This window comes from Pseudomonas sp. FSL R10-2964 (genome assembly GCF_009600035.1).
Lineage (GTDB): Bacteria > Pseudomonadota > Gammaproteobacteria > Pseudomonadales > Pseudomonadaceae > Aquipseudomonas > Aquipseudomonas bubulae.
Genome location: NZ_WIWH01000037.1, coordinates 35,494 through 60,229 on the forward strand (window position 1 = coordinate 35,494; position 24,736 = coordinate 60,229).

The 24,736-nt window shown below is 59.0% G+C and carries 23 protein-coding genes; 10 read left to right on the forward strand and 13 right to left on the reverse strand.

Annotated features, from left to right (window positions below; all coding sequences use genetic code 11):
* Positions 1–397 precede the first annotated feature (397 nt).
* Entirely contained in the window at positions 398–2,524 is a 2,127-nt protein-coding gene (gene mtlD / locus GHN92_RS18980) for a bifunctional mannitol-1-phosphate dehydrogenase/phosphatase (protein ID WP_095031606.1), read from the forward strand.
* A 61-nt stretch (positions 2,525–2,585) separates the two neighbouring features.
* The gene (locus GHN92_RS18985; RefSeq protein ID WP_153380816.1) at positions 2,586–3,596 is read left to right on the forward strand and encodes an Ldh family oxidoreductase; all 1,011 of its coding nucleotides are present in this window, start codon (positions 2,586–2,588) and stop codon (positions 3,594–3,596) included.
* A 90-nt stretch (positions 3,597–3,686) separates the two neighbouring features.
* On the opposite strand, the gene GHN92_RS18990 is transcribed toward GHN92_RS18985, so the two are convergent.
* The 7 genes from GHN92_RS18990 to GHN92_RS19020 form a co-directional block, all read right to left on the reverse strand.
* Positions 3,687–4,604 (reverse strand): dihydrodipicolinate synthase family protein, encoded by a 918-nt coding sequence (locus tag GHN92_RS18990; protein WP_153380818.1) that lies wholly within the window; start codon positions 4,602–4,604, stop codon positions 3,687–3,689.
* A 218-nt stretch (positions 4,605–4,822) separates the two neighbouring features.
* Positions 4,823–5,854, reverse strand: a complete 1,032-nt coding sequence (locus GHN92_RS18995; RefSeq protein ID WP_095017990.1) for a proline racemase family protein — start codon at positions 5,852–5,854, stop codon at positions 4,823–4,825.
* A gap of 9 nt (positions 5,855–5,863) precedes the next feature.
* Positions 5,864–6,586 (reverse strand): amino acid ABC transporter ATP-binding protein, encoded by a 723-nt coding sequence (locus GHN92_RS19000; protein ID WP_095017989.1) that lies wholly within the window; start codon positions 6,584–6,586, stop codon positions 5,864–5,866.
* Entirely contained in the window at positions 6,579–7,229 is a 651-nt protein-coding gene (locus GHN92_RS19005; protein ID WP_095000330.1) for an amino acid ABC transporter permease, read from the reverse strand. Before GHN92_RS19005 ends, GHN92_RS19000 begins: the two co-directional genes overlap by 8 nt.
* Before the next feature lie 9 nt (positions 7,230–7,238).
* Entirely contained in the window at positions 7,239–7,904 is a 666-nt protein-coding gene (locus GHN92_RS19010; RefSeq protein WP_095000329.1) for an amino acid ABC transporter permease, read from the reverse strand.
* A complete protein-coding gene (locus GHN92_RS19015) occupies positions 7,897–9,663 on the reverse strand; it encodes an aconitase X (RefSeq protein WP_153380820.1) in 1,767 nt (588 codons plus the stop codon). The genes GHN92_RS19010 and GHN92_RS19015 overlap by 8 nt, the downstream gene beginning before the upstream one ends.
* A 10-nt stretch (positions 9,664–9,673) precedes the next feature.
* On the reverse strand, positions 9,674–10,492 hold the full coding sequence (locus GHN92_RS19020; RefSeq protein WP_095026449.1) for a transporter substrate-binding domain-containing protein: 819 nt from the start codon (positions 10,490–10,492) through the stop codon (positions 9,674–9,676).
* 310 nt (positions 10,493–10,802) lie between these two features.
* Here GHN92_RS19020 and GHN92_RS19025 point away from each other — a divergent pair, with 310 nt between their 5' ends.
* On the forward strand, positions 10,803–11,228 hold the full coding sequence (locus GHN92_RS19025) for a hypothetical protein (protein WP_178102646.1): 426 nt from the start codon (positions 10,803–10,805) through the stop codon (positions 11,226–11,228).
* Positions 11,229–11,428: 200 nt separating this feature from the next.
* Here the strand turns inward: GHN92_RS19025 and GHN92_RS19030 are convergent, their stop codons facing one another.
* Positions 11,429–12,100, reverse strand: a complete 672-nt coding sequence (locus tag GHN92_RS19030) for a GntR family transcriptional regulator (RefSeq protein WP_231386332.1) — start codon at positions 12,098–12,100, stop codon at positions 11,429–11,431.
* Positions 12,101–12,479: 379 nt separating this feature from the next.
* Here GHN92_RS19030 and GHN92_RS19035 point away from each other — a divergent pair, with 379 nt between their 5' ends.
* From GHN92_RS19035 to GHN92_RS19060, 6 genes are all read left to right on the forward strand, one after another.
* Positions 12,480–13,772, forward strand: a complete 1,293-nt coding sequence (locus tag GHN92_RS19035) for an MFS transporter (protein ID WP_153380822.1) — start codon at positions 12,480–12,482, stop codon at positions 13,770–13,772.
* 13 nt (positions 13,773–13,785) lie between these two features.
* The gene (locus tag GHN92_RS19040; protein WP_133144565.1) at positions 13,786–15,261 is read left to right on the forward strand and encodes a sucrose-6-phosphate hydrolase; all 1,476 of its coding nucleotides are present in this window, start codon (positions 13,786–13,788) and stop codon (positions 15,259–15,261) included.
* Positions 15,262–15,361: 100 nt separating this feature from the next.
* The gene (locus GHN92_RS19045; RefSeq protein ID WP_095000324.1) at positions 15,362–16,360 is read left to right on the forward strand and encodes a LacI family DNA-binding transcriptional regulator; all 999 of its coding nucleotides are present in this window, start codon (positions 15,362–15,364) and stop codon (positions 16,358–16,360) included.
* A 162-nt stretch (positions 16,361–16,522) separates the two neighbouring features.
* On the forward strand, positions 16,523–17,533 hold the full coding sequence (locus GHN92_RS19050) for a zinc-binding alcohol dehydrogenase family protein (RefSeq protein WP_095026445.1): 1,011 nt from the start codon (positions 16,523–16,525) through the stop codon (positions 17,531–17,533).
* Between the two features lie 29 nt (positions 17,534–17,562).
* Positions 17,563–19,092 carry a UxaA family hydrolase gene (locus GHN92_RS19055; RefSeq protein WP_153326231.1) on the forward strand — a complete coding sequence of 510 codons (1,530 nt, stop codon included), beginning with the start codon at positions 17,563–17,565 and terminating at the stop codon, positions 19,090–19,092.
* A 92-nt stretch (positions 19,093–19,184) separates the two neighbouring features.
* A complete protein-coding gene (locus GHN92_RS19060; RefSeq protein WP_095019978.1) occupies positions 19,185–19,895 on the forward strand; it encodes a FadR/GntR family transcriptional regulator in 711 nt (236 codons plus the stop codon).
* An 80-nt stretch (positions 19,896–19,975) separates the two neighbouring features.
* Here GHN92_RS19060 and GHN92_RS19065 read toward each other — a convergent pair whose 3' ends face one another.
* Positions 19,976–20,131 (reverse strand): hypothetical protein, encoded by a 156-nt coding sequence (locus tag GHN92_RS19065; RefSeq protein ID WP_153326233.1) that lies wholly within the window; start codon positions 20,129–20,131, stop codon positions 19,976–19,978.
* Positions 20,132–20,365: 234 nt separating this feature from the next.
* On the opposite strand from GHN92_RS19065, the gene GHN92_RS19070 reads away from it, so the two are divergent.
* Positions 20,366–21,730: an MFS transporter gene (locus GHN92_RS19070; protein WP_133144568.1), complete on the forward strand. Its 1,365-nt coding sequence runs from the start codon at positions 20,366–20,368 to the stop codon at positions 21,728–21,730.
* Between the two features lie 65 nt (positions 21,731–21,795).
* Here GHN92_RS19070 and GHN92_RS19075 read toward each other — a convergent pair whose 3' ends face one another.
* The 4 genes from GHN92_RS19075 to GHN92_RS19090 all read right to left on the reverse strand — a co-directional run.
* Entirely contained in the window at positions 21,796–22,287 is a 492-nt protein-coding gene (locus tag GHN92_RS19075) for a GNAT family N-acetyltransferase (RefSeq protein WP_323165882.1), read from the reverse strand.
* A gap of 9 nt (positions 22,288–22,296) precedes the next feature.
* Positions 22,297–22,458: a DUF2986 domain-containing protein gene (locus GHN92_RS19080; RefSeq protein WP_095031598.1), complete on the reverse strand. Its 162-nt coding sequence runs from the start codon at positions 22,456–22,458 to the stop codon at positions 22,297–22,299.
* 132 nt (positions 22,459–22,590) lie between these two features.
* Positions 22,591–23,628 (reverse strand): fimbrial protein, encoded by a 1,038-nt coding sequence (locus tag GHN92_RS19085; RefSeq protein WP_368668056.1) that lies wholly within the window; start codon positions 23,626–23,628, stop codon positions 22,591–22,593.
* Between the two features lie 40 nt (positions 23,629–23,668).
* Positions 23,669–24,736, reverse strand: a 1,068-nt coding sequence (locus GHN92_RS19090) for a fimbrial protein (protein WP_256666506.1), incomplete at its 5' end; no start/stop codon positions are given.

Below are 24,736 nucleotides of genomic sequence, written 5' to 3' on the forward strand. Positions count from 1 at the left end.
AAAGGTCAGTCGTAGTATTACAGGAAATTAAAACGCCCTTATGGATGGAATCACACGTATCAATCGCCAGTTGGGCTCACACTTCGCATCCCTGATTGCAAGCTGTGGGCCTCACGTCAAATGCTGCATCAGTGCAGTCACAGGGTTTGTTTCCCGCTTTCTCGCAAACTTCGCTATCCCCCACCTGAGACCCTGCTTCTCGGGCAGCTGCGCCAACTGGCGCCATTGTTACGTCCCTCCGCCTGATTATTTCTGACCGCCAGCCGTTCCGGTGCACTCACGCCCCGCTGTCAATGGTGCGTTCTGCTGCCCGGGATTTGTATTTGAAACCACGTTTTTGATCCAAAGCGTTTCCGCGGGCAGCCAATAATTGCTCGCGCTACAAGGAGCTGTGTTGATGATTTATTTTCAGGGTAAAAGAATTTTCAGTGCCATCTTCGATATGGACGGCACCATGTTCGACACCGAGCGCTTGCGCTTCAAAACGCTCAAGCAGGCCGCCGAGGAGATTTACGGCACGCCACTGAGTGAAGAAACACTGATCGGCTCATTAGGCCTGAGTGCCAAAAAAGCCGAGGCCCTGGCCAGGGCCAACCACGGCGAAGACTTCCCCTATGCCCAGGTTCGCCAGCGTGCCGACGAGCTGGAGCTGGCCCATGTGCGTGACCACGGCGTGCCGATCAAGGATGGCCTGCTGGAAGTGCTGGAGCGCTTGCGCAAATACGGCCTGACCATGGCGGTGGCTACGTCGAGCCGTCGCGCCATCGCCGAGGAATACCTGATCAATGCCAATGTGCTGAAGTATTTCGACGTTACCGTGTGCGGTGATGAGGTGACCCAGGGCAAGCCCCACCCGGAGATTTTCCTCAAGGCGGCCAGCGCGCTCAATTGCCTGCCAGAGCATTGCCTTATGCTGGAGGACTCGCAAAACGGTCTGTTGTCGGCCATTCGTGCCGACGGCCAGCCGATCCTGATTGAGGATATCAAGCCGCCAGCGCCTGAAGTCGCGGACTGCGCCCTCAAGGCCTACACCAGCATGCACGGTTTTTTGGGTGACCTGAACGAATGCATGCCCGATCTCGGTCCTCCCGCGCTGACCGACAGTTTCCCGCCCACCCTCAATCAGTTCAGCGCCGGTATTCATGGTTTTGGCGCAATGGGCGGCGGTTACCTGACGCAGATTTTCTCGCACTGGGACGGCTACACCCGACCCTGCGAGATCATCGCCGCCACCCGCTCACGCATGCTGCGCGAGACCATTCAGGCGTTTGGCCGCTTCAGTGTGCGCTACAGCGCCACGTCCTTCGATCAGACCATCGATAACCTGCGCATGATCGACATGGACGACGCCGAAGCAGTGATCCGCATGTATGACGTGGCGGAAATCATCGGCCTGAGCCTGCCTGAAACGGCAATTCGCAAGCAGGCCGGGGTGATTGCCCGGGGCCTGGTGCGCCGCTACGAGCGCCGGGGGCGTGAGCTGACCATTTTGATTGTGCTGAACAAGGTCGGCGGTGCCGACTTTGTGCGTCGCCATGTGCAGGCGCAACTGGAGTTGCTGGTGTCTGCCGAGCTGTGCCGCAAGATTCTGGATAACACCCACTTTGTAGAAACGGTGGTCAGCCGCATCGTCTCAAAGTTGTCCAACGAAGCGCTGGTGCGCCAGTTGCGGATCAAGTCGAAGATGTTCCAGAACAGCCTCGATGACGAGCCTGACGCACCTCGCGCCGCACCGCGCACTCCGGTGCCCGAGTACGAGCGCCTGATCAGCCGCTTTCGACCTTTTACCCAGTCCAGCAACGCCTTGAGCCAATTGCATCTGATCCTGTTCAACAGCGAGCCGGACATGCCCCTGTACGCCCAGCGCTGCAGCAATCTGCTTGAGCGCTTGCGCCAGGTGAAGACGGTCGACGACATCACCCAGCCACAAGTCATCAAGAACCTGCTGTGGAATGGCCCGCACGCGATCATTGCCTGGTATGCGAGCCTGCTGGGGTACTCCTGGCTGGGGCAGGGCATGGGCGACCCGCGCGTCAGTGAGCTGGCGCAGCGCTTGATCGGTGAGGCAGTCGGCCCGGCACTGGTGGCCGAAAACCCGCAGATGGAAGATGCCGTGGCAGCATTTTCAGCCACCTTTCTGGAGCGCTGCAATACCTCCTTCAAGGACCCCTGTGCCCGTGTCGGACGTGATCCACTACGCAAACTGCAACGTAACGAACGGATCTTTCGCAGTATCGATCTGGCCAGAAAGCACGGGATTGACAGCAGTGCCCTGCAGTTCGGCGCGGCGCTGGCGTTGCACTATGCGCTGCGCAGCACTGACAGCAAGGATCTGGAGTGCCAGCAGATGCGTAGTCTGTATCAGGACAATGGCAGCATCGAGGCGGTCCTGACGTTTACCGGCAGCTATAACGGCCAGCCGTATCCGGGGTTGGACCCGGTCACGGATGCGGCGTTGATTGAGGCAATTGCCGGGTATTTTCATGGCCCGCTCTGTGCTGAATTCGTCATGCGAACGGCCTGAACCGATCAAGCCGTGAGCCTGAGGATGGTCCAGTCTGGAAGGTCTGTTCAAGGAGCTGACCATGAAACGACTGACCCTGGCCCAGGCTTACGAGCTTGCCGAATCGATCCTGTTGCATAACGGTTTCAACCAGGCCCATGCCCGCGCGGTGAGCGCCACGGTGCTGGCCGGGGAGCGCGATGGTTGCGCGTCCCACGGTTTGTACCGGGTGCTGGGCTGTGTCAATTCACTGCGCGCGGGCAAGGTCTCGGCCGATGCCGCGCCGCGGGTGATCGACCAGGCGCCGTCGATAGTGCGGGTGGATGCAGCCGGCGGGTTTTCCCAGCTGGCGTTCCAGGCGGGTTTGCCGCTGTTACAGGAAAAAACCCGGGCCAACGGCATTGCAGCCCTGGCGATCAATCGTTGTGTGCATTTTTCCGCACTCTGGGTGGAAATCGAGCAGTTGACCGCGACGGGGCTGGTAGCGCTGGCCTGTAACCCGAGCCATGCCTGGGTGGCCCCGGCGGGCGGCTGCCAGCCGGTGTTCGGTACCAACCCCATTGCCTTTGGCTGGCCACGGGCGGGGCGTGACCCGTTTGTCTTTGACTTTGCCACCAGTGCCATTGCCCGTGGCGACATCGAGTTGCATCGTCGGGCTGGCAAGGCTATTCCTGAGGGCTGGGGGGTTGACGCTCAAGGACTGCCGAGCACCGATGCCAATGTGGTGCTTGATACCGGCGCGATGCTGACCTTTGGCGGGCATAAAGGCTCGGCACTGGCGGCAATGGTGGAGTTGATTGCCGGGCCCCTGATTGGCGATTTGACCAGCGCCGAGTCCCTGGCTTACGACGCGGGGAGCAAGTCATCGCCTTATCATGGCGAGTTGATTATCGCGTTTGATCCGCAGCGCTTTCTGGGTGCGGCAACCGAAGAGCATCTGGCCCGGGCCGAGGGTTTGTTTGCCGGTATCGAAGGGCAGGGCGCGCGCTTGCCGTCGCAACGCCGGTATGAGGCGCGGGCGCGCAGCGAGGCGGAGGGGGTGCAGATTCCGTTAGCCTTGTTCAATGACCTGCAGGCGCTGCTGAAGGGATAGATTTGCCAGGGTGGCGCTTGTTGTGGGAGCGGGCAAGCCCGCTCCCACAAGGGGGGAGGCGGCAACAGAGTATCTACAGTAAGCCGTTGATCAAAGACCGACATCAGGTAAGTGCGGGCGGTTTGCCAGAGCTTTGGCCATGATTCGTTCGACAAATTCACGATCTTCCCGTGGCAGGGCCAGGCGCGGGGGGCGGGTCAAGGCGCTGCCGCGACCGGCAATGGCTTCGCATAGCTTGATGCACTGCACCAGGTCGGCACGGGCGTCCAGATGCAGGATCGGCATCAACCATTCATAGATCGGCATGGCTTCGGCGAAACGCCCGGCCCTGGCCAGGCGGAAGATGGTTTCGCCTTCCCTGGGGAACACATTGGACATGCCCGAAACCCAGCCTTCGGCACCCACGGCAATGCTCTCCAGCACCACGTCGTCGAGGCCGGCAAACAGCACGAAACGGTCGCCTACTTCATTGCGGATATCGATAAAGCGGCGGGTGTCGCCCGAGGAGTCCTTGAAGCACACCACGTTGTCGCAATCGGCCAGAGAAATCAGGATGTCGGGGGTGACATCGTTTTTGTAGATGGGCGGGTTGTTGTAGACCATCAGTGGCACGTCGGCGTGCTTGGCTACATAGCGGTAGTGTTCGGCGGTTTCGAAAGGCTTGGAACCGTAGACCAGCGCGGGCATCAGCATCACCCCATCGACGCCGACCTTGCGCACGGCATTGGCCACCTTGGCGGCTTGCACGCTGGTGAACTCGGCCACGCCGCAGATGACCGGCACCCGGCCGCCGGAGGCTGCCACAGCGACTTCGGTCACGGCGATTTTTTCTTCGGCGGTCAGGGAGGTGTTTTCCCCCACCGAGCCACAGACTACCAGGCCCGACACGCCGTCACGGATGACGTTGGAAATCACCTGGTGGGTCTTGTCCAGGTTGATGCTGAAGTCATGGTTGAATTGAGTGGTCACCGCAGGGAAGACGCCACTCCAGTTGATGCGCTTGCTCATGTTTGTTGCCTCCGGTCGCTAAGATAGTATTTCGTATACGTTTAATTGCGGTTTTATGTAGATACTCTGTTGCAGGTCAAGCCCTATTGTGGGAGCGAGCCTGCTCGCGAACGATCTTCGCGAGCAGGCTCGCTCCCACAGTTGCAGTGTTCCTGTAGCTGACGAACGCAGCCTCGCTGCGCTCGTCAGCTGCTACGGGTATTGCGTAAATGCTCTGGTCAGTTGGCACCCGGCCAGGTATCGGACAGGCGATAGCCCTGTGGCCACGGGTCGCTCGGGTCTAGAAGGTGTTGATGGGTACCGGTAATCCACGCCCGTCCGGAGATGCACGGGTAGATCGCGACGCGCCCGGCCACTTCGGTCATGGAGTCGATGCGGCAATGAAATTCAGAGCCGATTATCGAACGGCCAATAAAGCGCTCGCCCACCTTGAGCAGCCCCTTGGCCTGCAGCACCGCCATGCGCGCCGAGCAACCGGTGCCGCAGGGCGAGCGGTCGATCTTGCCCGGGCGGATCACGACCGCGTTGGCGCCGCTGGCAATACCGTTCTCATACACCACAGGCGCAGCGATCTGGCAAAACGAGATATGCGACCAGTCCGGGTTCAACGGGTGGGTGAAGCCCAGTTGCTCGTTGGCGGCGCGAGTGATTTTCAAACCGGTCTCAACGATGTCCCTGGCTTCATCCGGGCTGATGGCAAAGCCCAGTTCCTTGGCATCGGCGAGTACGAAGCTGTCGCCGCCATAGGCGGTGTCGACCTTGAGCGATCCCAGGCCCTCGACTTCGATCCAGGCATCCAGGCGGTCGGCGAAGGAGGGCACGTTTTTGATCTCGACCCGTTGTACCTTGCCGTCTCGACAGTCGGCTACGGCCTCGATCAGGCCACCGGGAGCTTCGAGCACCAGTCGGGTTTGCGGTTCGGTCATCGGCAGGATGCCGCTATCGAGCAAGACCGTGGACACGCAGATCGAGTTGGAACCCGACATGGGCGGAGTGTCGGCCGGTTCCATAATGATCCAGGCCATTTGCGCCCGTGGATCCTTGGCCGGCACCAGCAGGTTGACGTGCCGGAACACCCCGCCGCGAGGCTCGTTGAGCACAAAATTGCGCAGGGTCTCGTCCCGGGCGATCCAGCGCGACTGCTCCCATACGGTAGCCCCGGGCGGCGGCGCCACACCGCCGACGATCACGTCACCGACCTCGCCCTCGGCGTGACAGCTGACCACATGAATGACTTTCGATGAACGCATGTTCTGCTCCTATTTGACCGACTTGAGGAAGGCCGCGGTTTCCGCGTGCACAGGGTTGCCGATGACTTGATCGGGGGTACCGATTTCGTGCACCAGGCCATTGCGAAAGAACGCCACGCGGTCGGATACATCCCGCGCAAAGCGGATTTCGTGGGTGACCAGCACCATGGTCATGCCGTCTTCGGCGAGCATGCGCATGGTGTCGAGCACCTCGCCCACCAATTGCGGGTCGAGGGCCGAGGTGGCTTCGTCGAACAACATGTAGTCCGGTGACATGGCCAGGGCGCGGGCAATGGCCATGCGCTGTTGCTGGCCGCCGGACAGTTTGCCGGGGAAGGCCTTGAGCTTGTCGCCCAGGCCCACATGGGTCAGTTGCTGCACCGCCAGGGCCTCGGCTTCGGCCTTGCTTTTGCCCAGCACCTTGCGCGGCGCCAGCATCACGTTTTCCAGCACGGTGAGGTGTGGAAAGGCGTTCCATTGCTGGAACACGATGCCGATTTTCTGGCGCAGGTGGTTAAGGTTGGTGGCCCGGTCGTGGACTGCAATGCCGTCGACGCGGATATGGCCTTTCTGGATCGGTTCCAGGCCGTTGATGCACATCAGCAGGGTCGACTTGCCGGAGCCGGAGCCGCCGATAATCGAGACCACCTCACCCTTGTTCACGGTCAAGCTGACGCCCTTGACCACTTCGAGGTCGCCGAAGGATTTGTAGACGTTGTCGATCTCAATCATTTTCTTGCCACCTTTTTTCCAGGCGAGCACCAAGGCGCGCAACCACCAGGCTCATGACGTAATAGATAAGGCCCGCGATGCACAGCACCAGCATCGGTTCCTGGATGCGGGTGACGATGGTTTGCGAGGCGCGCAGCAGTTCGACGATGCCGATCCACATCACCAGTGCGGTATCTTTCATCACGCTGAGCACCAGGTTGAGCCAACCGGGGAAGGCCACGCGCATGGCAATGGGCAACACGATGTAGCGCAGGTCCTGCAGGTAGCTCAGGCCCAGCGAACGGCTGGCCCGGCGCACGGTAAACGGCACTGCCAGCACGCCGCTGCGCACGATCTCGGTGAAGTACGCGGCTGCGTAGACCCCCAGCACGATGCAGCCGACGCTGAAAGCGCTGATGTTCAGGCCGACGATGCTCTTGAGCGAGTTGAACAGTACGAACTGAATGAGCAAAGGCACGCTGCGAAACACATCCAGCACCCAGGCCAGCGGCAGGCTGGCCCGTGGCAGCAAGGCACGCATCAGGCCGAAAAGCAGGCCGGCAACGGTGCCGAGCAAAATCGCCCAGCTGGTCAGTTGCAGGGTGACCCATGCCCCCTGCAGCAAAAACAGAAAATCGTTCCAGGTAAAGCTGGTGGAAAACATGGGCAGTCCTCAGTAACGGAACAGTCGCCAGGCCATGAGCCGGGCTGCTGCAACGATCGCCTTGGCAATCAGGTAATACAGCACCGCGGCAATGGCGAAGTATTCAAAGGTGCGGAACGTTTTGACGTTGTAGTCCTGGGTCACACCGGTGAGGTCGTTGTTCAGGCCCACGATCACCCCCAGCGAGGTCATCAGCACCGCCCAGACCATCTGGTTGGTCAGCGGGTAAAACACGATGCGCAGCAGCTGCGGTACGACGATCATGCGGTAGGTCTGGAAGGCGCTCATGCCCAGCGAGCGAGCTGCACGTACCTGGGTTTCGGGTACTGCCTTGAGCCCGCCGCGAAAGTTCTCGGCCAGGTAACCTGCGTTGTTGAAGGTGATCCCGGCCAGCAGGGCGACCCATGAACTGACATGCAGGCCCAGGGAGCCGAGCCCGAAGTACAGGACATAAATCTGGAACAACGAGGGCGTGTTACGGGCAATGGACACCCAGGCATTACCGGCGCCGCGCAGCAGCGGGTTTTTGCTTTCGCGCATCACCGTCAGGGCCAGGGCGATCAGTACACCGAAGATCATCGACAGGGCAGCGGTCTCGAAGGTCACCAGGGCGCCTGCGAGCATGTCCGGCAAGGCGCGCAGGGCAGAGCGCCATTGGAAGGTATAGTCAAACATGGGGTGCGTTCTCCAGTGAGGCAGCAGCTTGCAGCCACTGCGGCAAGCGCCCGCTGGCCGTGGCGCTGCACGCCGCATCCACACACTCGGCGAGACTGGCGAAGTGAACCTTGCGGCCCACCAGGCCGGGGGCGTAATGGGCGTATTTGCCCGAGTTGGTCATCAGGTTTCTGGCGGCTGGCGGAATCACCGGTTCACCGAGCATGCACCAGCAGGTATCGCTGATAATCACCGCACCAAAGGCTTCGATCACGGCGATATGCCCGGCGACGCGGGCCTGCTCCAGCACGGTGCGACCACAGGTGATCGCCAGTACCACGTCGGGATGACGGTGGCGGCCCTGGCACAGGCTTGCCAAACGGGCGAACTCGCTGAGGGAAAAGTGCGGGTTGCCCAATGACACCACATCCACCCTGGCATCGCGGGCGCTGTTGAGCTCCTGCCAACTGAGCCGCAATTCCTCCAGGCTGAGTTTGAGCACCGGCAGCGGCCCATCGATCACCCGTGTCGGGTCGAGAGCTTCGGGGGTAACCCCGGCGATATGAAACAGCGCAGCGGCGCTGGTGGTGGCGAAGGCCGCACCGAATGCCTTGAGATCGTCCAGGTTCGGATGCTGCTGGAGCCCGGAAACCAGCGGGATCCGGCTGCCGGCCAGGGCACCGATGTGGTAGCCGAGCAGCGGGTAGAAAGAGTCGTCAAGGTTGGACAGGGGCGGCACTTCTATGTGCAAACGGGCCTTGCGCTGATCTTCCAGATGACAGCCAATCAGCGGTGCCCGGCCGGTGAGGGCGATACAGATATCCAGATAGTCGGGGTACTTGAGGGTGCGTGCGCCGAGCACGCTGTTGGCGTAAACCACCGCGTTGGATTCGGCCCAGACAATCTGCTCGCCGGCCTTGGGCGCACTGTCGAGCAGATAAGGCGCGCAGGTGAAACTCAATTGTGCGCCCATGGCCATATAAGCATCGCCCAGCGCGCTGGCGGGTACACCGAGCGCCGGGTCGATACCCAGTTCGCGCCAACGGCGCTGATCCACGGAAATCGAATTGAGGGTGGTGGGTACCCGCACCTTGGCACCCCATGTCACCAGTTGTTGCGCAAAGCGCAAACTCGCCGGCCCGGTATAGATGCAGCCGTCGATATGGGCCTGGGTGATGTCCACCAGATATTTGGCGCCCTGGATATGCGCCATGCGCAAAACGATCTGCATGGCCACCTGAGCGGCCTTGCCTTGGCTGCCGTCGAGCAGTGCACGGTCGTGTGCGGTCAGCTCGATCGAGCTGTGTGCATCTTCGGTTGGCCTGTCGTTGCGTGGTGCCGGAGTATCGTCAGGCGTTGAATCGTAAAGGCTCAAACCGTTGCCATCGACCCTGGCGAACGCCTTGCCGCGCAATTGGCCAAAGGCTTCCTTGCCGATGCACAGCACCGGCAGGGAACGTTGGAACAGGGTCTGTGCCACCAGCACGCCAAGGGTCAGGATCTCGTCGGCCTCGGCCAGCACCAGCGCAGCAGGAGCATGGCCATTGCTGATCAGTTCCATCAGCACACTGCTGCCGGTACAGGAGCCGCGCCCGCTGGGGATTGCCAGCACACGGCCGGCCAGGCATTCGCCGCTGAGCGGGTGATGGCGGTCGATCACCTCGCCGCTGAACGGGTCGACGCCGCCCCAGAAACTCAGGCCGACCTCGGCGTACAGCAGCGGGGCGGATGCATAACCATCAACCAGGCTGCGGCCTTCAAGAGAACTTATCCCGGACATGCTGGATACCTCAGTAATAAACGTGAGGTACGGTCAGATCAGCCGGTGGAATCTCGGTCCCGACCCATTTGGTCCACAGCTCCTTGTAGCGTCCGGTGCGTACTTGCTGGTTGACGAACAGGTTCAGGTAGTTGAGCAGGCCGTACTCGTTGCGCTTGGCGCCCAGGGACACGTAATCGACCACATAAGGCGCGTTACCGGCGACCTTGAGGTTTTTGTACTTGCCTGATTTAAGGGTAGCCGCAGCCACGGTGTTGGTGACCACGGTCGCCTCGATATGGCCCTGGGCAACGGCCAGCAGGGTGTCGTTCTGCGACTGATAGGCGCGGAATGAACCGCTGCCCCAGTTTTTCACGTCTTTTTCCAGGGCGATGGCTTCATAGGTGCCGCTGGTGTTGCCCAGGGCCTTGCCCTTGAGATCTTCAAAGCTGTTGATACCGGTGTTGTCGCGGGTCAGCACCACCATCTGGAAGGCAAAGTAAGGAATGCTCAGGCCAACGGTCTTGGCCCGTTCCAGGGTGTCGGAAGTGGAGGCCACAATGACATCGGCGCGACCGGAGACCAACGCCGGAATCCGGTCAGGGAAGGGGGTTTCAACGATTTCGGCATCGACACCGAGCACTTTTGCCAGATCGTTGCAGTAGTCCACATCAAAGCCGACGGGCTTGTTGGCCTCGTCACGGGAGCCCATGGGCGGGAAGTCCAGGGTGACGGCGCAGCGCAACTTGCCCGAACCGATAATATCGTCGAGCTTGTCGGCCTGCGCCGTGGCAATAAAGGAGGTACTGAGAACAGCGCTGAGAGCTACGGCAAGTACGGGGTTTTTCATGGAAGCCTCGGAGTCGTTGAAGGGCTGTTGATTAACGGTCTTTGGATTTCGTATACGATATTTGTTTTGCAAGGCGTGTGCCGATTTTTGCCGCAGGCCGCAATAAGTGAGCGAGCGCGGTATTTGCAGGCTTGCGTGATGGCACTCTGGTACTGGAGGGGTTGAGCGGTAGCAGGGGGGTGTTACAGAAGGGAGCATTACTGTGGGAAATGCCCCACAAAGGAACACTTGCTGGCTTTTTGGCGGTATTGGCTATTTTTTGCCCTGCGGGCAGTATGGGCTAGGTACTTTTTTTGGGAGTGTGAAGCCTGTGCCTATCGATGATGACTGCTGGGTGTACTACATCAATACAGACCTGATGCTCACGGCTCCGGTGAATCTGGCGCCCTTGGCACAAGCCATGGCGCCTGGAGATCTGCCCGAGGAATCAATCAGTTGCCTGCATGACAGTCAGGCTGACGGCGACCTCTATCGTTCTGTTTTCGAAGCCTTTGGCCCGCAAGGCAGTTACCCCACCCCTGATGAAAGCATCAGGGCCTTGCTCGATGCCATTGAGCAATTGCCGCAAGCACTGCAGCCGTTATGGCAAGCCTGTACAAAAAAGACCCTGGATATTGGCTACAACAGCGGAGTTACACCACGTTCCGTCAGCCACCCGATCCCGATCGATACCTTGCTGCGCATGCAGTCATTGGGGATCGACCTGTGTATTACGGTGTACTCGGTGGGGGAGTGAAGAACACGAAATCTTGTCGCCGCGGAGGAGCGCAGCGAGGCTGCGATCGATCGCGAAGCGGTCGTAAACCCTGAGCCCCGGATGTACTTGGCCCAACGCATTAACCGATTTTACGACTGCTGTGTCGCAGTGGCGCACCAAACCGATCGCAGCCTCGCTGCGCTCCTCAGCGACTACAAGCTAAAGCGTTGCGCACAGGCTCAATGGCTTTGCGGCAAATGCTCGAACAGGGTTTTGCACACGCCGGCAATATGCTCATCCAGCAACTTGACGGCCAGCTCAACATCGCCAGCGCGGCAGGCGTCAAGGATCTCCCGGTGTTCGTGATCGGCACGGTGTTTACCTGCCGACAAACTCATTTGCATACGCAGGTAGCGTTCCAGTTTGTCATTGACTGAGCGGATCAGGCTGATCATGAACGGTCGCTGCGCCGGCTCGTACAGGCAGGCGTGCAGTTCCCAGTTAAGCTCGGCCCAGCGGCCCACGTCATCTTCCCCGACAAACTCCTGGCAAATGCGTTCGGCACGGGCAAAGGTGTCTGCGGTCATGTTGGGAATGGCCAGGCGCAGCAGTTTGTCTTCAAGGAGCATGCGCACTTCGAACATCTGCGCCAGTTCGGCCTCGGAAATGCGCGTGACCATGGCGCCGCGGTTGCGCTGGAACATCACCAGCCCTTCAGCTTCAAGTCGCTTGAGGGCTTCGCGCACGGGGATTTTGCTGACATTGAACTGGCGGGCGATATCATCCTGGCGAATCGGTTCATCTTCAGCGAAATGCCCGGCGACAATCGCATCGCGCAAATGCAGGGTGATGATTTCCGATGTGGAAGGCGAATTGCCGAGGTCGGGTGCATTGAGTTTTGGATGGGCCACGGTGGTCATCATTCGCTTGTAAAAGATATATGGTATACGAAACTCAGCGGGTAAGCCTTGTGCCAGTCGCCCTGCGGCCTGTTACCTGGCACGGGTCAGCCTGCAAATGCCAGCACATTACAGGCTAGCCTGAGCCCGACTGAAGGCTGGCGACGTAGTCGGGTTAATCCTTAACCTGCTTGATGTCCTTGCGCAGGGGTTCCCCTGCAAGGTGTCAAAAAAACACCTGATCAGGCACCGGGTCATTGCGACCTGATATGCGCTTCCAGCCCCTGTCCATTGCTGCTTTCCTGAGTCATGAGCTTGACAGCGAAGCTGTAGGCATCCGTAATAGGAGAAAATGTTAACGTTAACTTAAATAAGAACAAGAGGGACACCCATGCAACGGACGGTCAAGCGTGATTACTGGCTTATCAGCGGTTTGCTGTTTTTTTTCTTTTTTTCATGGTCTTCCAGTTACTCGCTTTTTTCCATCTGGTTGCATCAGGTCATCGGCCTCAATGGCGCGCAGACCGGCTATGTATTTGCCGCGAATGCAATCGCAGCACTGCTGATCCAGCCGTTCTACGGGGCATTGCAGGACAAGCTCGGTCTGTCCCGCAAGCTGCTGGTATGGATTGGCCTGCTGCTGTGCGCCGCCGCACCTTTCGCGATTTATGTCTATAGCCACTTGCTGGCTCAGAACGTAGTGCTCGGCTCAGTGGTGGGGGCGGTTTTCCTGGCCTTTGCCATGCTGGCCGGGGTTGGCGTGATCGAAAGTTATACCGAACGGTTGTCACGGCACGTGGGTTTCGAGTTCGGCACCAGCAGGATGTGGGGTTCCCTGGGCTGGGCTGCGGCCACCTGCATTGTGGGTGTGGTGTTCAACATCAACCCCAATATTGCCTTCTACATGAGCAGTGCTGCCGGCGTGGCGTTTTTGCTCATTCTGTTTCGACTGGACCTGAGCCGGTTCAACCAACCCGGCTGCGCCAGCGGCGCAAGTGGCGCTGCACCCGTATCTGTCGGTGATCTATGGCAATTGCTCAAGTTGCCGCGGTTCTGGGCCTTCAGTGTCTATCTGACCGGGGTGTGCGGAATTTACATGATCTACGAGCAGCAGTTTCCGGTGTATTTCTCGTCGTTTTTTGCGACCCCGGAACAGGGCATTCAGGCCTATGGTTACCTGAACTCATCCCAGGTCCTGCTGGAGGCCGGCTTGCTCCTGGTTGCCCCTTGGGTGGTTGGCCGTACCGGTGCGAAATACGGGCTGATCCTGGCGGGCAGCATCATGTTTTTTCGCATTCTGGGTTCCGGCCTGGCTACAGAAACCTGGGCCATCGCCGTGTTCAAGATGCTGCATGCGGTTGAGGTGCCGATCCTGCTGGTCTCGGTGTTCAAATATATCGCGTTCAATTTCGACCCGCGCCTGTCTGCCTCGATCTATCTGGTGGGCTTTCACTTCGCCCAGCAACTCACCGCCATGCTGCTGTCGCCCTTGGTTGGCTACGGTTATGACCAATACGGATTTGCCGATGTTTACCTGGCCATGTCCGCTCTGGCTGGCGCCTGCCTGCTGCTGTCCTGGACCCTGCTGCGCAACGATCCACGGCAACCACCGGGCAAAAACGCTGTTGCCGAAGCGCTGGCATTACCCGCCATCACTCAATCAGTTACCCGTTATGAACCCTGACAAGGACCACCCCATGCACGCTGCACGGCTGGACATGGCCCATCGCGCCATTGAACAAACATTGCCCGAACGCGGCAACGACTATCGCCTCGCCTATCACCTGGCCCCGGCAGCCGGGTGGATGAACGACCCTAACGGCCTGGTGTTCTTTCGCGGCCAATACCACATGTTTTATCAGCATCATCCTTTTTCTGCACAATGGGGCCCCATGCACTGGGGGCACGCCAGCAGCGACGACCTGGTGCATTGGCAGCATTTGCCCATCGCCCTGGCACCGGGTGACAGTTATGACCGTGATGGCTGCTTCTCAGGCTCGGCAGTGGTACTCGATGACACCCTGTACCTGATCTATACCGGTCACATCTGGTTGCAAGAGCCGGGTGATGACCAGCACATCCGTCAGGTCCAGTGCCTGGCCAGCAGCACCGATGGCATTACCTTTATCAAGCACGGGCCGGTCATCGACACACCGCCTGACCCGGCCATCATGCATGTTCGTGACCCAAAGGTGTGGCAGCGCCACGGGGCCTGGTGGATGGCGCTGGGGGCACGCCTTGGGGATGACCCGCAGTTGCTGCTCTATCGTTCAGATGACCTGTTGCACTGGGACTTTCTGGGCTGTGCGCTGCAGGGGCAACGTGAACTTGATGGGTATATGTGGGAGTGCCCGGATATTTTCGAGCTGGAGGGGCGCGATGTGTTGCTGTACTCGCCCCAGGGCTTGAAGCCCTGCGGATATGACAATTGGAACCTGTATCAGAACAGCTACCGCATGGGGCAACTGGACGACAAGGGTGTGTTCAAACCCGGTGGGCCGCTCCATGAACTCGATCATGGCCACGATTTCTATGCTGCCCAGACCTTGCTCGCACCAGATGGCCGTCGCTTGTTATGGGCCTGGATGGACATGTGGGAAAGCCCGATGCCCAGCCAGTCCGAGCACTGGTGCGGGGCGCTGACATTACCCCGTGAAGTCAGTCGCGACGGTGCCCGGCTGCTGATGCGTCCGGCCCGCGAGCTGATTGCATTGAGGCAGGCGGGGCAGGTGCTGCAGATAGGTGCGCTGAAGTCTGCCAATCAGTTGCTGGATACCTGGGGTGCGCTGCTGGAGATTGAACTTGAGCTGGATATTGCCGCCAGCAGCGCTGAACATTTTGGTCTGGCATTGCGCTGCAGCAATGATCAGCAGGAGCGTACCTTGCTGTATTTTGATGCCATGGCCCGGCGCCTGGTGCTCGACAGGCAACATTCCGGCGCCGGGGTGAGCGGAGTTCGCAGTGTACCGATCGCGGCAGGGCAGACACGCATTGGCCTGCGAATTTTTCTCGATCGTTCATCCATCGAAGTGTTCGTCGACGATGGCGCCTGGAGCCTGAGCAGCCGAATTTACCCAAAGACTGACAGCCTTGCGCTGCGGGCTTATGCCGTCAATGGCACAGGCCATTTTGGCAAGGCCCTGGTGTGGGGGCTGGCGGATCTGAAGCTATGAAGTCAGGCCTTTTGGCGCAGGGCGCGCCGTCCTTGCTCATGCTGTTCTGACGCTATCAGGCATGACATCATGCCCGGTCAGACACGTATGGCGCGTACCCATGGCTTCAGTAAAAGATGTTGCACGGCTGGCGGGGGTTTCCCTGATGACCGTTTCCAGGGCCCTCAACACCCCGGGAAAGTTGAATCAGGAGACCCTGGCCAAAGTGCTGCAGGCCGTCGAGACCCTGGGTTATGTGCCCAGTCTTTCTGCGCGCAAGACCCGCGGCGGCCACTCCAGTGGCAAGACCATCGGCATCTTTGCCCTGGATACGGCCACCACTCCTTTTGCCGTTGAAATGCTGCTCTCGATGGAGCGTACGTCCCGCGAGCATGGCTGGAACGTGTTTATCCTCAACGTGTTTGAAGCCCCGCCCTGCCAGAAGGCCATCGAGTTGATGCTCTCCCATCAACCGGACGGCATCATCTTCAGCGCCATGCAGCTTCGCCGGGTGGACATTCCTCAGGTACTGCGCAGCGTGCCGCTGGTTCTGGGCAATTGCGTCAGCACCGAAACCGGCATTGCTTGTTATATATCAGACGATGAAGACGGACAGTATCAGGCGGTACGCCAAGCGCTGCGACAGGGCTACCGCCGTCCGCTCTGCATAAACCTGCCGCAAAGCAGTATGGCCTGGGGGTTGCGCCAACGCGGACTGGCCCGCGCTCTGGACGAGGCCGGGATCAGTGCCGCGCAACTGCCTCAGTTCGACCTGCCCGACGATGACGGCTATCAGCACACCCTTGTGGTGCTGGAGCAACAGCTGCTAGCGGGTAATGGAACTCCGCCCTTTGACCTGCTGATTTGCGGCAACGACCGGATTGCCCTGGTGGCGTATCAGTATCTGCTCAGTCGCGGCTTGCGTATTCCGCACGATGTGGCGGTACTGGGGTTTGACAATATGGTGGGGGTTGCCGAGCTGTTTTACCCACCCTTGAGCACCGTGCAGTTGCCGTATTACGAAATGGGTCGCCGCGCGGCACTGCATCTGATCGAAGGCCGGGACGACTGCGCCATCCACAAGATTGCCTGCCCGCTGGTTGAGCGCGACTCCTGCTGACCCGTTCGGTGGGTAAATCCAGGCATGGAATCTGGTAAGGCCAATTTATTAAAAAAATAATTGGTCTTGCCAATATTTTTTCCTCCGTGTAGTTTTCGAGCCGCACCCATTGTGGTCTCGCCAATACCCGGTAGCCCTTGCGCTATCGACGGAGAATAAAAAATGCTGACTGTGATCTGTAACGAACCCCGCTTGCTCACCACCCTCGAAAGCCCTGTTCCCGAGCGTCGCCCCGGTGAAACCCTGATCAGGATCAAACGCGTGGGTGTGTGCGGTACCGACTTGCACATCTTTACCGGTAACCAGCCGTATCTGGAGTACCCGCGGGTGATGGGCCACGAATTTTCCGGCATCGTCGAGGCCAGCGAAGAGGGCAGCGCCCTGGTGCCGGGCGATGTGGTCTACGTGATGCCTTACATTTCGTGTGGTACGTGCATCGCCTGTCGGCAGGGCAAGACCAACTGCTGCTCGCGCATCCAGGTGCTGGGTGTGCACTGTGACGGTGCCTTTACCGAGTACCTGAGTGTCGCCCATCAGTTCATCCACAAGGCCGTCGGGGTGACCCTGGACCAGGCCGCAATGATCGAATTCCTGTCCATTGGCGCCCATGCGGTGCGCCGTTCGAACCTTCAGGCCGGGCAACGCACGCTGGTAGTCGGTACCGGTCCGATCGGCATGGCCGCGGCGATTTTTGCCGGCTTGCGCGGAGCGCAGGTCACGGTGCTGGATACCCGTGACGACCGTCTGGATTTTTGCCGCAAACATCTGAATATTCACGCCGCGGTGAAGATTGGCGACGGCGATAAAGATGCGCTCGCCGACCTTACCGATGGCGATTTTTATGATGTGGTTTTCGATGCTACCGGCAACGCCCGGGCCATGGAGCGTGGCTTTGAATTTATCGCCCACGGTGGCACCTACGTGATGATCTCGGTGGTGCGTGACACGATCACCTTCTCCGATCCCGAGTTCCACAAGCGCGAAGCCACCCTGATGGGCAGCCGCAATGCCACCGTCGAAGATTTCCGCTATGTGGAGCAATGCCTGCGCGACGGCCTGATCCCCGATCAGGCGCTCAACACCCACCGTATTCCCCTCAACGAAGTGGCCAGCCGTTTCTCCACGCTGCTGGATCCGCAGCAGGGCGTGGTCAAGGCCATTATCGAGTGCTAGGAGCGCACCCTAACCGTTGAGGAAGCAGCATGAAAATGACCAACCCTGGATTACTTGTACTGACTGGCGGTGATGATGTGGCGGTGGCGCGCGGCGACATTGCCAAGGGTCAGCAACTGTTTGCCGATGGCCTGAGCGTGACTGCGCTGGCCGATATCCCTGCGGGGCACAAAATCGCCCTGCGTGCCGTTGCCCAAGGGCAGTTGGTGCGCAAATACGGGCAGTCCATCGGCCAGGCGAGTACAGCCCTGCACCCTGGTGATCATGTTCACGTGCACAACCTGCAGATGCCGCAGACCAGCACGAACCACACGCTGGCCAACGTGTACCAACCCACCGTCCAGGATGGCGGCGGTGCCCGCTTTGCCGGGTATATCCGTGCAGACGGGCGTGTCGGTACGCGCAACTACATCGGGGTGATTTCCAGCGTCAACTGCTCGGCAACCGTATGCAAGCAGATTGCCGCGGCATTTGATGCGGGCTACCTGCGCGACTATCCCAATGTGGACGGCGTAGTGGCAATCACCCATGACAGCGGCTGCGGTATGGGCGCCAAGGGCGAGGGCATCGAGATTCTCAAGCGCACCCTGCGTGGCTATGCCGATCATGTCAATTTCGCCGGTGTACTGGTGATCGGCCTGGGTTGTGAAGTCAATCAACTGGCCCCGCTCATGGAACAATTGGCCGAGCGCAACGCGGTGCTCAAAGCAGGCCTGGTGATCCAGGACGCCGGCGGTACCCGCGAAACGGTGCAACGCGGCAAAGAGCTGGTCAACGCCATGCTCGATCAGGTCAACAGCCAGCAACGCAGCAGCGTGTCGGCCAGCCACCTCACCGTAGGCCTGCAATGCGGTGGCTCGGACGGTTATTCGGGGATTACCGCCAACCCGGCGCTGGGTGCGGCGGTCGACCTGTTGGTGCGCCACGGCGGTACCGCCATTCTCTCCGAAACACCGGAGATCTATGGGGCAGAGCATCTGCTGACGGCCCGCGCAGCGTCAGCGCAGATTGCCGACAAACTGATGGGCCGTATCCACTGGTGGGAGGCCTATGTACGCCAGCATGACGGCGACATGAACAACAACCCTTCACCGGGCAACAAGGCCGGAGGCATAACCACCATCCTCGAGAAGTCCCTGGGTGCAGTGGCCAAGGCGGGGTCTACCGGCTTGATGGCGGTCTATGAATATGGCGAGACAGTCCAGCGAAAAGGTCTGGTGTTTATGGACACGCCCGGCTATGACCCGGTGTCTGCCACTGGCCAGGTGGCGGGTGGTGCGAATCTGATCTGCTTTACCACTGGTCGTGGTTCTACCTATGGCTGTAAACCGACGCCATCGCTGAAAGTTGCCACTAATACCCGCCTGTTTGAGCGCATGGCGCTGGACATGGATTTCAATGCCGGAACGATTGTCGATGGCGAGGAATCGGTGATCGAGGCGGGCGCACGCCTGTTCGCACTGATGCTCACAACCGCGTCAGGCGGCAAAACCTGCAGCGAGGAAAACGGTCTTGGCGACAACGAATTTGTGCCCTGGCAAATTGGCGCGGTGATGTAACACCCACACGTCCAAGGGCTGGCTCCAAGCTTTGTGCAGCGCACCCGGGCCTGTGTGGTAGCCTTTGGCATCATTTTTTGGACGCTACCTCGATGGTCTCCACCTTTGCTCCTTCAGAGCGCAAGCTCTATCAGAAAATCGCCGACCGATTGCGCGACTACATCGTCCAGGGTGACTTCAAGGTGGGCTCGCGCCTGCCTCCCGAGCGCGATTTGACCCAGTTGCTGGGCGTCTCGCGCCCGTCGTTGCGCGAGGCCCTGATTGCCCTGGAAATCGAAGGCAGCATCGAGATCAGAATGGGCTCGGGGGTCTATGTGGCTGCCCGACCGAGCGAAGGCGGCGCCCGTACCGGCACTCATGGCGAGAGCCCGACTGAACTGATGCAGGCCCGCGCGCTGATCGAGGGCGAAGCGGTGGTGCTGGCCTGCATGCACGGGAAAAAGAGCGACTACCGTTACCTGAAGGAGTGCATTGATGCCATGCGCGCGAGCATCGAAGCGAACCGTCCGCCGCTGGAAGACGACCGAAAGTTTCATCATCGCCTGGCAAAGATGACCGGCAATGGTGCGTTGGTGCGCATCATTACTGCGCTGTTCGATGAGCGTCACAGCCCGATTTCTGCGCAGTTGAGCGAGCGTTCGGAAAACCACGGCACCTGGGATGCCGCGGTGGTCGAGCACGAGGCCATTTTGCAGGCCCTGGAATGCAAGGATGTGATTGCTGCCCAGACTGCCATGCGCCAGCATTTGCTGTGTTCCCAGGCGCGCTGGCTGGGAACGCTGGAAGCCCGGACAGGGGATTAGAGACAGACCGCAAAGCCGTGTAGAACCCAGGCGCGCAGTTTTACTGAAACACCGCAAAGCTCTTCAGCGACTACAACGTCTTAGTCCGGTAATGCATAGGCAATGATGTAGTCACCCACATCAGGCGAGTGGCTCATGCCGCCCGCCGAGATCAGCACATATTGCTTGCCCGTGGCCGGCGACTTGTAGATCAACGGCGCTGCAACCGCACCCACCGGCAAACGTGCCTTCCACACTTGCTCACCAGTTTCTGCGTATTGAGATCAATCGCACTCATGCTGCCGAACGTTCGGATGTTTTTTGGGAGAAATCCTCAGGCCTGAGAAACATTGTTGGTAAAGCAGCAATAATCCGGTGTGGCTACAAGGCTATCGACGAACATGAAATTTCGTCCGAGTGCGCAATCGGCCACAGAAAATATCCTCTGCAGGCCTTAATCTTGACGTTTTTGTCGTGTACGCGGATTGCTCATGTCTTCAGTTGTCGATGGTTTGCCCAGTAACAAACGCCTGCCTGCCGTGATCGCGATCTCCCTGGGGATTGGCATGGCGACCCTCGATACCGCCATCATCAACACCGCCTTGCCAACCCTGGCCGAAGGCATCGGCACTGACTCCGCCTCGGTCATCTGGGTAGTCAACGCTTACCAACTGGCGACCATTGCCGCGGTGTTGCCGTTTGCTTCCCTCAGTGACGTGTTGGGCCATCGCCGGGTTTTTCTCGGCGGCCTGCTGGTGTTTATCCTGGCCTCCCTGTTCTGCGGCCTGGCGTGGTCGCTGCCCACGCTGACTGCCGCGCGGGTGGTGCAAGGGCTGGGCGCTGCGGCGATCATGAGTGTGAATATCGCGTTGTTGCGCCACATCTATCCGGCAAAAATTCTGGGCAGGGGGCTGGGCTATAACTCGCTGGTGGTGGGGCTGGCTTTCACTCTGGGGCCAACGGCTGCATCGGCCATCCTGTCGGTGACGACCTGGCATTGGCTGTACCTGATCAATGTACCGTTGGGACTGCTGGCCGTTGTACTGGGCTTGCGCTCGCTGCCGGAAATTCCCAGAAGCGGACACGCGTTTGACCGGCTGGCCGTGATTTTGTGTGCCGGGCTGTTTGCCTTGCTGGTGCTGGGGCTGGGTTCGGCGGTACATGGCGCCGAGGGCGATTTAAGCCTGGGGCTGATCGGCGTGGCGCTGGTGTGCGGGGTATGGCTGATGCGCCGTCAGGCTGCGCATCCGGCACCGATGCTGGCGATTGATCTGTTCAAGCGGCCACTGTTTGCCTTGTCCTCTCTGACCGCGATCTGTGCGTTCAGCGCCCAGGGGCTGGCGTTTGTTTCGTTGCCTTTTCTGTTGCAGACGGCGCTTGGCCACAGCCAGGTGGCTACCGGTTTTTTGATGACGCCGTGGCCCGCGGTGGTAGCGGTTATGGCGCTGATTGCCGGGCGTCTGGCGGACCGCGTATCGCTGGCACTGCTGTGCGGCATCGGTCTGTTGATGTTGAGCGCAGGCATGGCAGCGCTGGCGTTATTGAGCGAAGGCGCTTCGACCTTTGATATTGGCTGGCGCATGGCGTTGTGTGGCGCCGGTTTCGGGTTTTTCCAGTCGCCCAACCTCAAGGCGATCATGACCAGTGCGCCGCTGGCCCGTAGTGGTGGTGCCAGCGGCATTGTCGCCACGTCGCGGTTGCTGGGGCAGACACTGGGCGCGTCACTGGTGGCGCTGTGCTTTCACTTGTCTGCGGTCAGCGGCCCGTACCATGCATTGTGGCTGGGCTGCGCTTTTGCCCTGGCGGGTGCGTTGGCCAGTGGCCTGCGTTTGATGCAGCAGCCCGGACAGGCTTGAGGTGCGGGAGAGTCAAAAGTAGGACTCTCGCGGTGGGCTATTGATCCGGCAAGCTTTCTCAGCCGTCAGAGCGCCATGACCATTTCATGCCAGGCCATGCCGCCATGCCCGGAGGGCGATGGCTGGACGTACTGATAGTCCATGCGGGTATAGAGAGGCACATGCTGTTGTTTGCACATCAGATGGATCGAGTGCTTGCCCTGGTTGCTCATCTGCCTGACAAACTCATTCATGAGCAGCCTGGCAAAGCCCTTGCCCTGGTGTGCGGGGGCAACCACTACGGACATGATTACCACATTGGGTGCAACAGGGTCGTGGCCGATCAGCTCCTTGAAAGCCTCATCCGACATCACGACGTTGTAGGCACAGCCGCTATTGATAAACCCGACGATTTCCCCAGCCTGCTCAAGCACAAGAAACCCTTGGGGATACTGGGCGATTCGCGTTCGGATCTTCTCCAGGGTGGCTGCTTCATCGCCTTCATAGGCCGAAACCTCGATCTGATAGCAGGATTCGGCATCCTGGGGCGTTGCCTGCCTGAAGAGGGGCTCGGGCATGACCATGGCTTAATCCCCAGTGGTTGTTGTGGTGTCCTGCTCCGATTGCTCGGCCAGCTTCAGGCGGTCAGCCTTGCTGATGTACGGGTTCTTGTTCTTCGGGGCCAGCTTGGCGTTGGCCTTCTTGGCATTGGCCTTCAATATCTGGTTGATTTTTTTACGACGGTTCATGGTTGCTGCTCGGTGTGTGGGGCGTAGGGCAGCGATTTTACAGGGGTTATGCAGCGCTCTGAGTATTATTGTCTGAAAATTTGTTCAATGGCCGCAATTGGGTATGCGTAACGCAAGCGTGGGCTCGCGTGACTATAAATAACTCATCGTAAAGGTCATGGACGTATTGGCGGTGCCAAACCCCAGCGTTTGATCTTCGAGGTGAATATAGGCGGCGCTCAGCGGGATCTTGAAGTTGCCGCCCTGTACATCGTAAGCGCTGAACACATGCGCCTTGTCCAGAGCCAACGGGGTGCCATCACCATCCATTATCCGTAGCCCGACGCCCTTGGCGCCGGACGCGCCGTCCAGCGCAACCAGGCCATTTTCCCTGTCGATAACGGGGGTATTAGCTTGCAGCGAATAGGTCACCTTGTCGATGCCTTGGGGGCATGCATTGAGGGCAATATCGAAGTTTACGGGGTGTGTCTGGCCTCGACTGCCTGTGACTTCACTGGCCACATAATCGCCCATATTCACTGAGACATCGGGGGTTTTGCAGGATGATGCGGAGATGATCAGGCTGCCGGTCATGGTTACGTTATGAGTGACCAGTGTCCCGTAATTGATCGTACCGACTGTAAAAGGACCTATAACCGAGCCGTGTTTGATGGTGCCGATTTTCACAAATCGGTAAATAAACCTCACCCCGTAAGCACCCCCTACGTTTGTCGGACGGTGGGTTCTGTCGCCAAACACATTGATTGTGTATTTGGGGTCATCGTAGGAACTGAACATCTGCAGTGCAATGCCGCTGTTTTTTATCGGGAATATATACCCGCTCGCCGGCGCCGGCCCTAATGCAGGATTTGGAATCAGGCCGATGGGCGTAATGCTGTCACACGTTATATTGTTGGTTTCACGCGCTATATAAGAGCTTTCATAGACCGTACGGTCATGTTCCAGGTCGGCAGGGATACTGATAATACCAGGGCCTTTGAGAAGAACTTCAGCTGCTGTGAGGGGGTTGTTTCCGCGATTGAAATGGCAGTCAGCGAATGAGTCTGTGTACCCGAAGAGTAAAAGCAGGGCCAGTAACGGCAAGAGCTTTACATGACTTGTTTTTTGTATTGCACCTGAGAGGATGCGTGTTGTTGCGTGTGTATGGATATATGTTTGTCTGCGCTGCACAGTAGCTCCAGGGTAGTTCATTCAGATCGCAGGATGCGAGTTATAAATAGCTGATCGTAAACGTCAGGGATGTATTGGCGGTACCAAATCCCAATGTTTGGTTGTCAAGTTGAATATAGGCGGCACTCAGCGGGATTTTGAAGTTGCCCCCTCGAACATCATAAGCGCTGAAATCATGGGCTTTGTCCAAAGCCAGAGGTGTTCCATCGCCGCCCATTATTCGCAGCCCGATGCCTTTGGCGCCGGACGCACCATCCAGTGCGACGAGGCCAGTTTCCCTGTCGATAACAGGCGTGTTGGCTTGCAGCGAGTAAGTCACTTTGTTGATACCGTCGGGGCATTCATTGAGCGCAATATCAAAGCTTACGGGTTGGGTCTGGCCTCGGCTGCTCGTCACTTCACTGGCCACGTAATAACCCATGTTCACTGAAACATCGGGGCTTTTGCAGGATGATGCGGAGATAATCAGGCTGCCGGTCATGGTCACGTTGTGAGTGACCAACGTTCCGTAATTTATCGTCCCGACCGTGAAAGGGCCGATTACCGTGCCATGCTTGATGGTGCCGATTTTTACAAACCTGTAAATAAACCCTGTCCCGTAAACGCCCCATGAGTTTGTCCGGTACACGGTTCTGTCGCCAAACACATTGATTGTGTAATCGGGTTCTGCATAGTTATTGAATATCTGCAGAGCAACGCCGCTGTCGTTAATCGGGAATAGATACCCGCTCGCCGGCACCGGCCCTAACGCAGGATTTGGGATCAGGCCGATGGGCGTAACGTTGTTACAGCTAATACCGTTGGTGCCGCGTGCTATATAAAAGCCTTCATATATCGTACGGTTGTTTTCAAGGTCGGTGGGTATGCTGATAACGCCGGGGCCTTTTAGCAGAACCTCAGACGGCGTGAGGGGATTTCTACCTTCATTAAAACGACAGTCTGCGAATGCGTCCGTGTGGGTAATGAGTAAAAGCAGGGCAAGTAACGGCAGGAGCTTTATAGGTTTTATGTGTGTGTTGTACATAAGCGTGCTGTAGTGGTCTAATGAAACCGGACACCCATTTAGGCGAGAATGCTCGCCAGATCGAGGTGTCAGATGACCAAACAA

What these genes read in the sequence shown, in the direction of transcription:
- mtlD (WP_095031606.1), top strand. Translation starts at nt 398, where the DNA reads ATGATTTATTTTCAGGGTAAAAGAATTTTCAGTGCCATCTTCGATATG.
- GHN92_RS18985 (WP_153380816.1), top strand. Translation starts at nt 2,586, where the DNA reads ATGAAACGACTGACCCTGGCCCAGGCTTACGAGCTTGCCGAATCGATC.
- GHN92_RS18990 (WP_153380818.1), bottom strand. Translation starts at nt 4,604, where the DNA reads ATGAGCAAGCGCATCAACTGGAGTGGCGTCTTCCCTGCGGTGACCACT.
- GHN92_RS18995 (WP_095017990.1), bottom strand. Translation starts at nt 5,854, where the DNA reads ATGCGTTCATCGAAAGTCATTCATGTGGTCAGCTGTCACGCCGAGGGC.
- GHN92_RS19000 (WP_095017989.1), bottom strand. Translation starts at nt 6,586, where the DNA reads ATGATTGAGATCGACAACGTCTACAAATCCTTCGGCGACCTCGAAGTG.
- GHN92_RS19005 (WP_095000330.1), bottom strand. Translation starts at nt 7,229, where the DNA reads ATGTTTTCCACCAGCTTTACCTGGAACGATTTTCTGTTTTTGCTGCAG.
- GHN92_RS19010 (WP_095000329.1), bottom strand. Translation starts at nt 7,904, where the DNA reads ATGTTTGACTATACCTTCCAATGGCGCTCTGCCCTGCGCGCCTTGCCG.
- GHN92_RS19015 (WP_153380820.1), bottom strand. Translation starts at nt 9,663, where the DNA reads ATGTCCGGGATAAGTTCTCTTGAAGGCCGCAGCCTGGTTGATGGTTAT.
- GHN92_RS19020 (WP_095026449.1), bottom strand. Translation starts at nt 10,492, where the DNA reads ATGAAAAACCCCGTACTTGCCGTAGCTCTCAGCGCTGTTCTCAGTACC.
- GHN92_RS19035 (WP_153380822.1), top strand. Translation starts at nt 12,480, where the DNA reads ATGCAACGGACGGTCAAGCGTGATTACTGGCTTATCAGCGGTTTGCTG.
- GHN92_RS19040 (WP_133144565.1), top strand. Translation starts at nt 13,786, where the DNA reads ATGCACGCTGCACGGCTGGACATGGCCCATCGCGCCATTGAACAAACA.
- GHN92_RS19045 (WP_095000324.1), top strand. Translation starts at nt 15,362, where the DNA reads ATGGCTTCAGTAAAAGATGTTGCACGGCTGGCGGGGGTTTCCCTGATG.
- GHN92_RS19050 (WP_095026445.1), top strand. Translation starts at nt 16,523, where the DNA reads ATGCTGACTGTGATCTGTAACGAACCCCGCTTGCTCACCACCCTCGAA.
- GHN92_RS19055 (WP_153326231.1), top strand. Translation starts at nt 17,563, where the DNA reads ATGAAAATGACCAACCCTGGATTACTTGTACTGACTGGCGGTGATGAT.
- GHN92_RS19060 (WP_095019978.1), top strand. Translation starts at nt 19,185, where the DNA reads ATGGTCTCCACCTTTGCTCCTTCAGAGCGCAAGCTCTATCAGAAAATC.
- GHN92_RS19070 (WP_133144568.1), top strand. Translation starts at nt 20,366, where the DNA reads ATGTCTTCAGTTGTCGATGGTTTGCCCAGTAACAAACGCCTGCCTGCC.
- GHN92_RS19075 (WP_323165882.1), bottom strand. Translation starts at nt 22,287, where the DNA reads ATGCCCGAGCCCCTCTTCAGGCAGGCAACGCCCCAGGATGCCGAATCC.
- GHN92_RS19080 (WP_095031598.1), bottom strand. Translation starts at nt 22,458, where the DNA reads ATGAACCGTCGTAAAAAAATCAACCAGATATTGAAGGCCAATGCCAAG.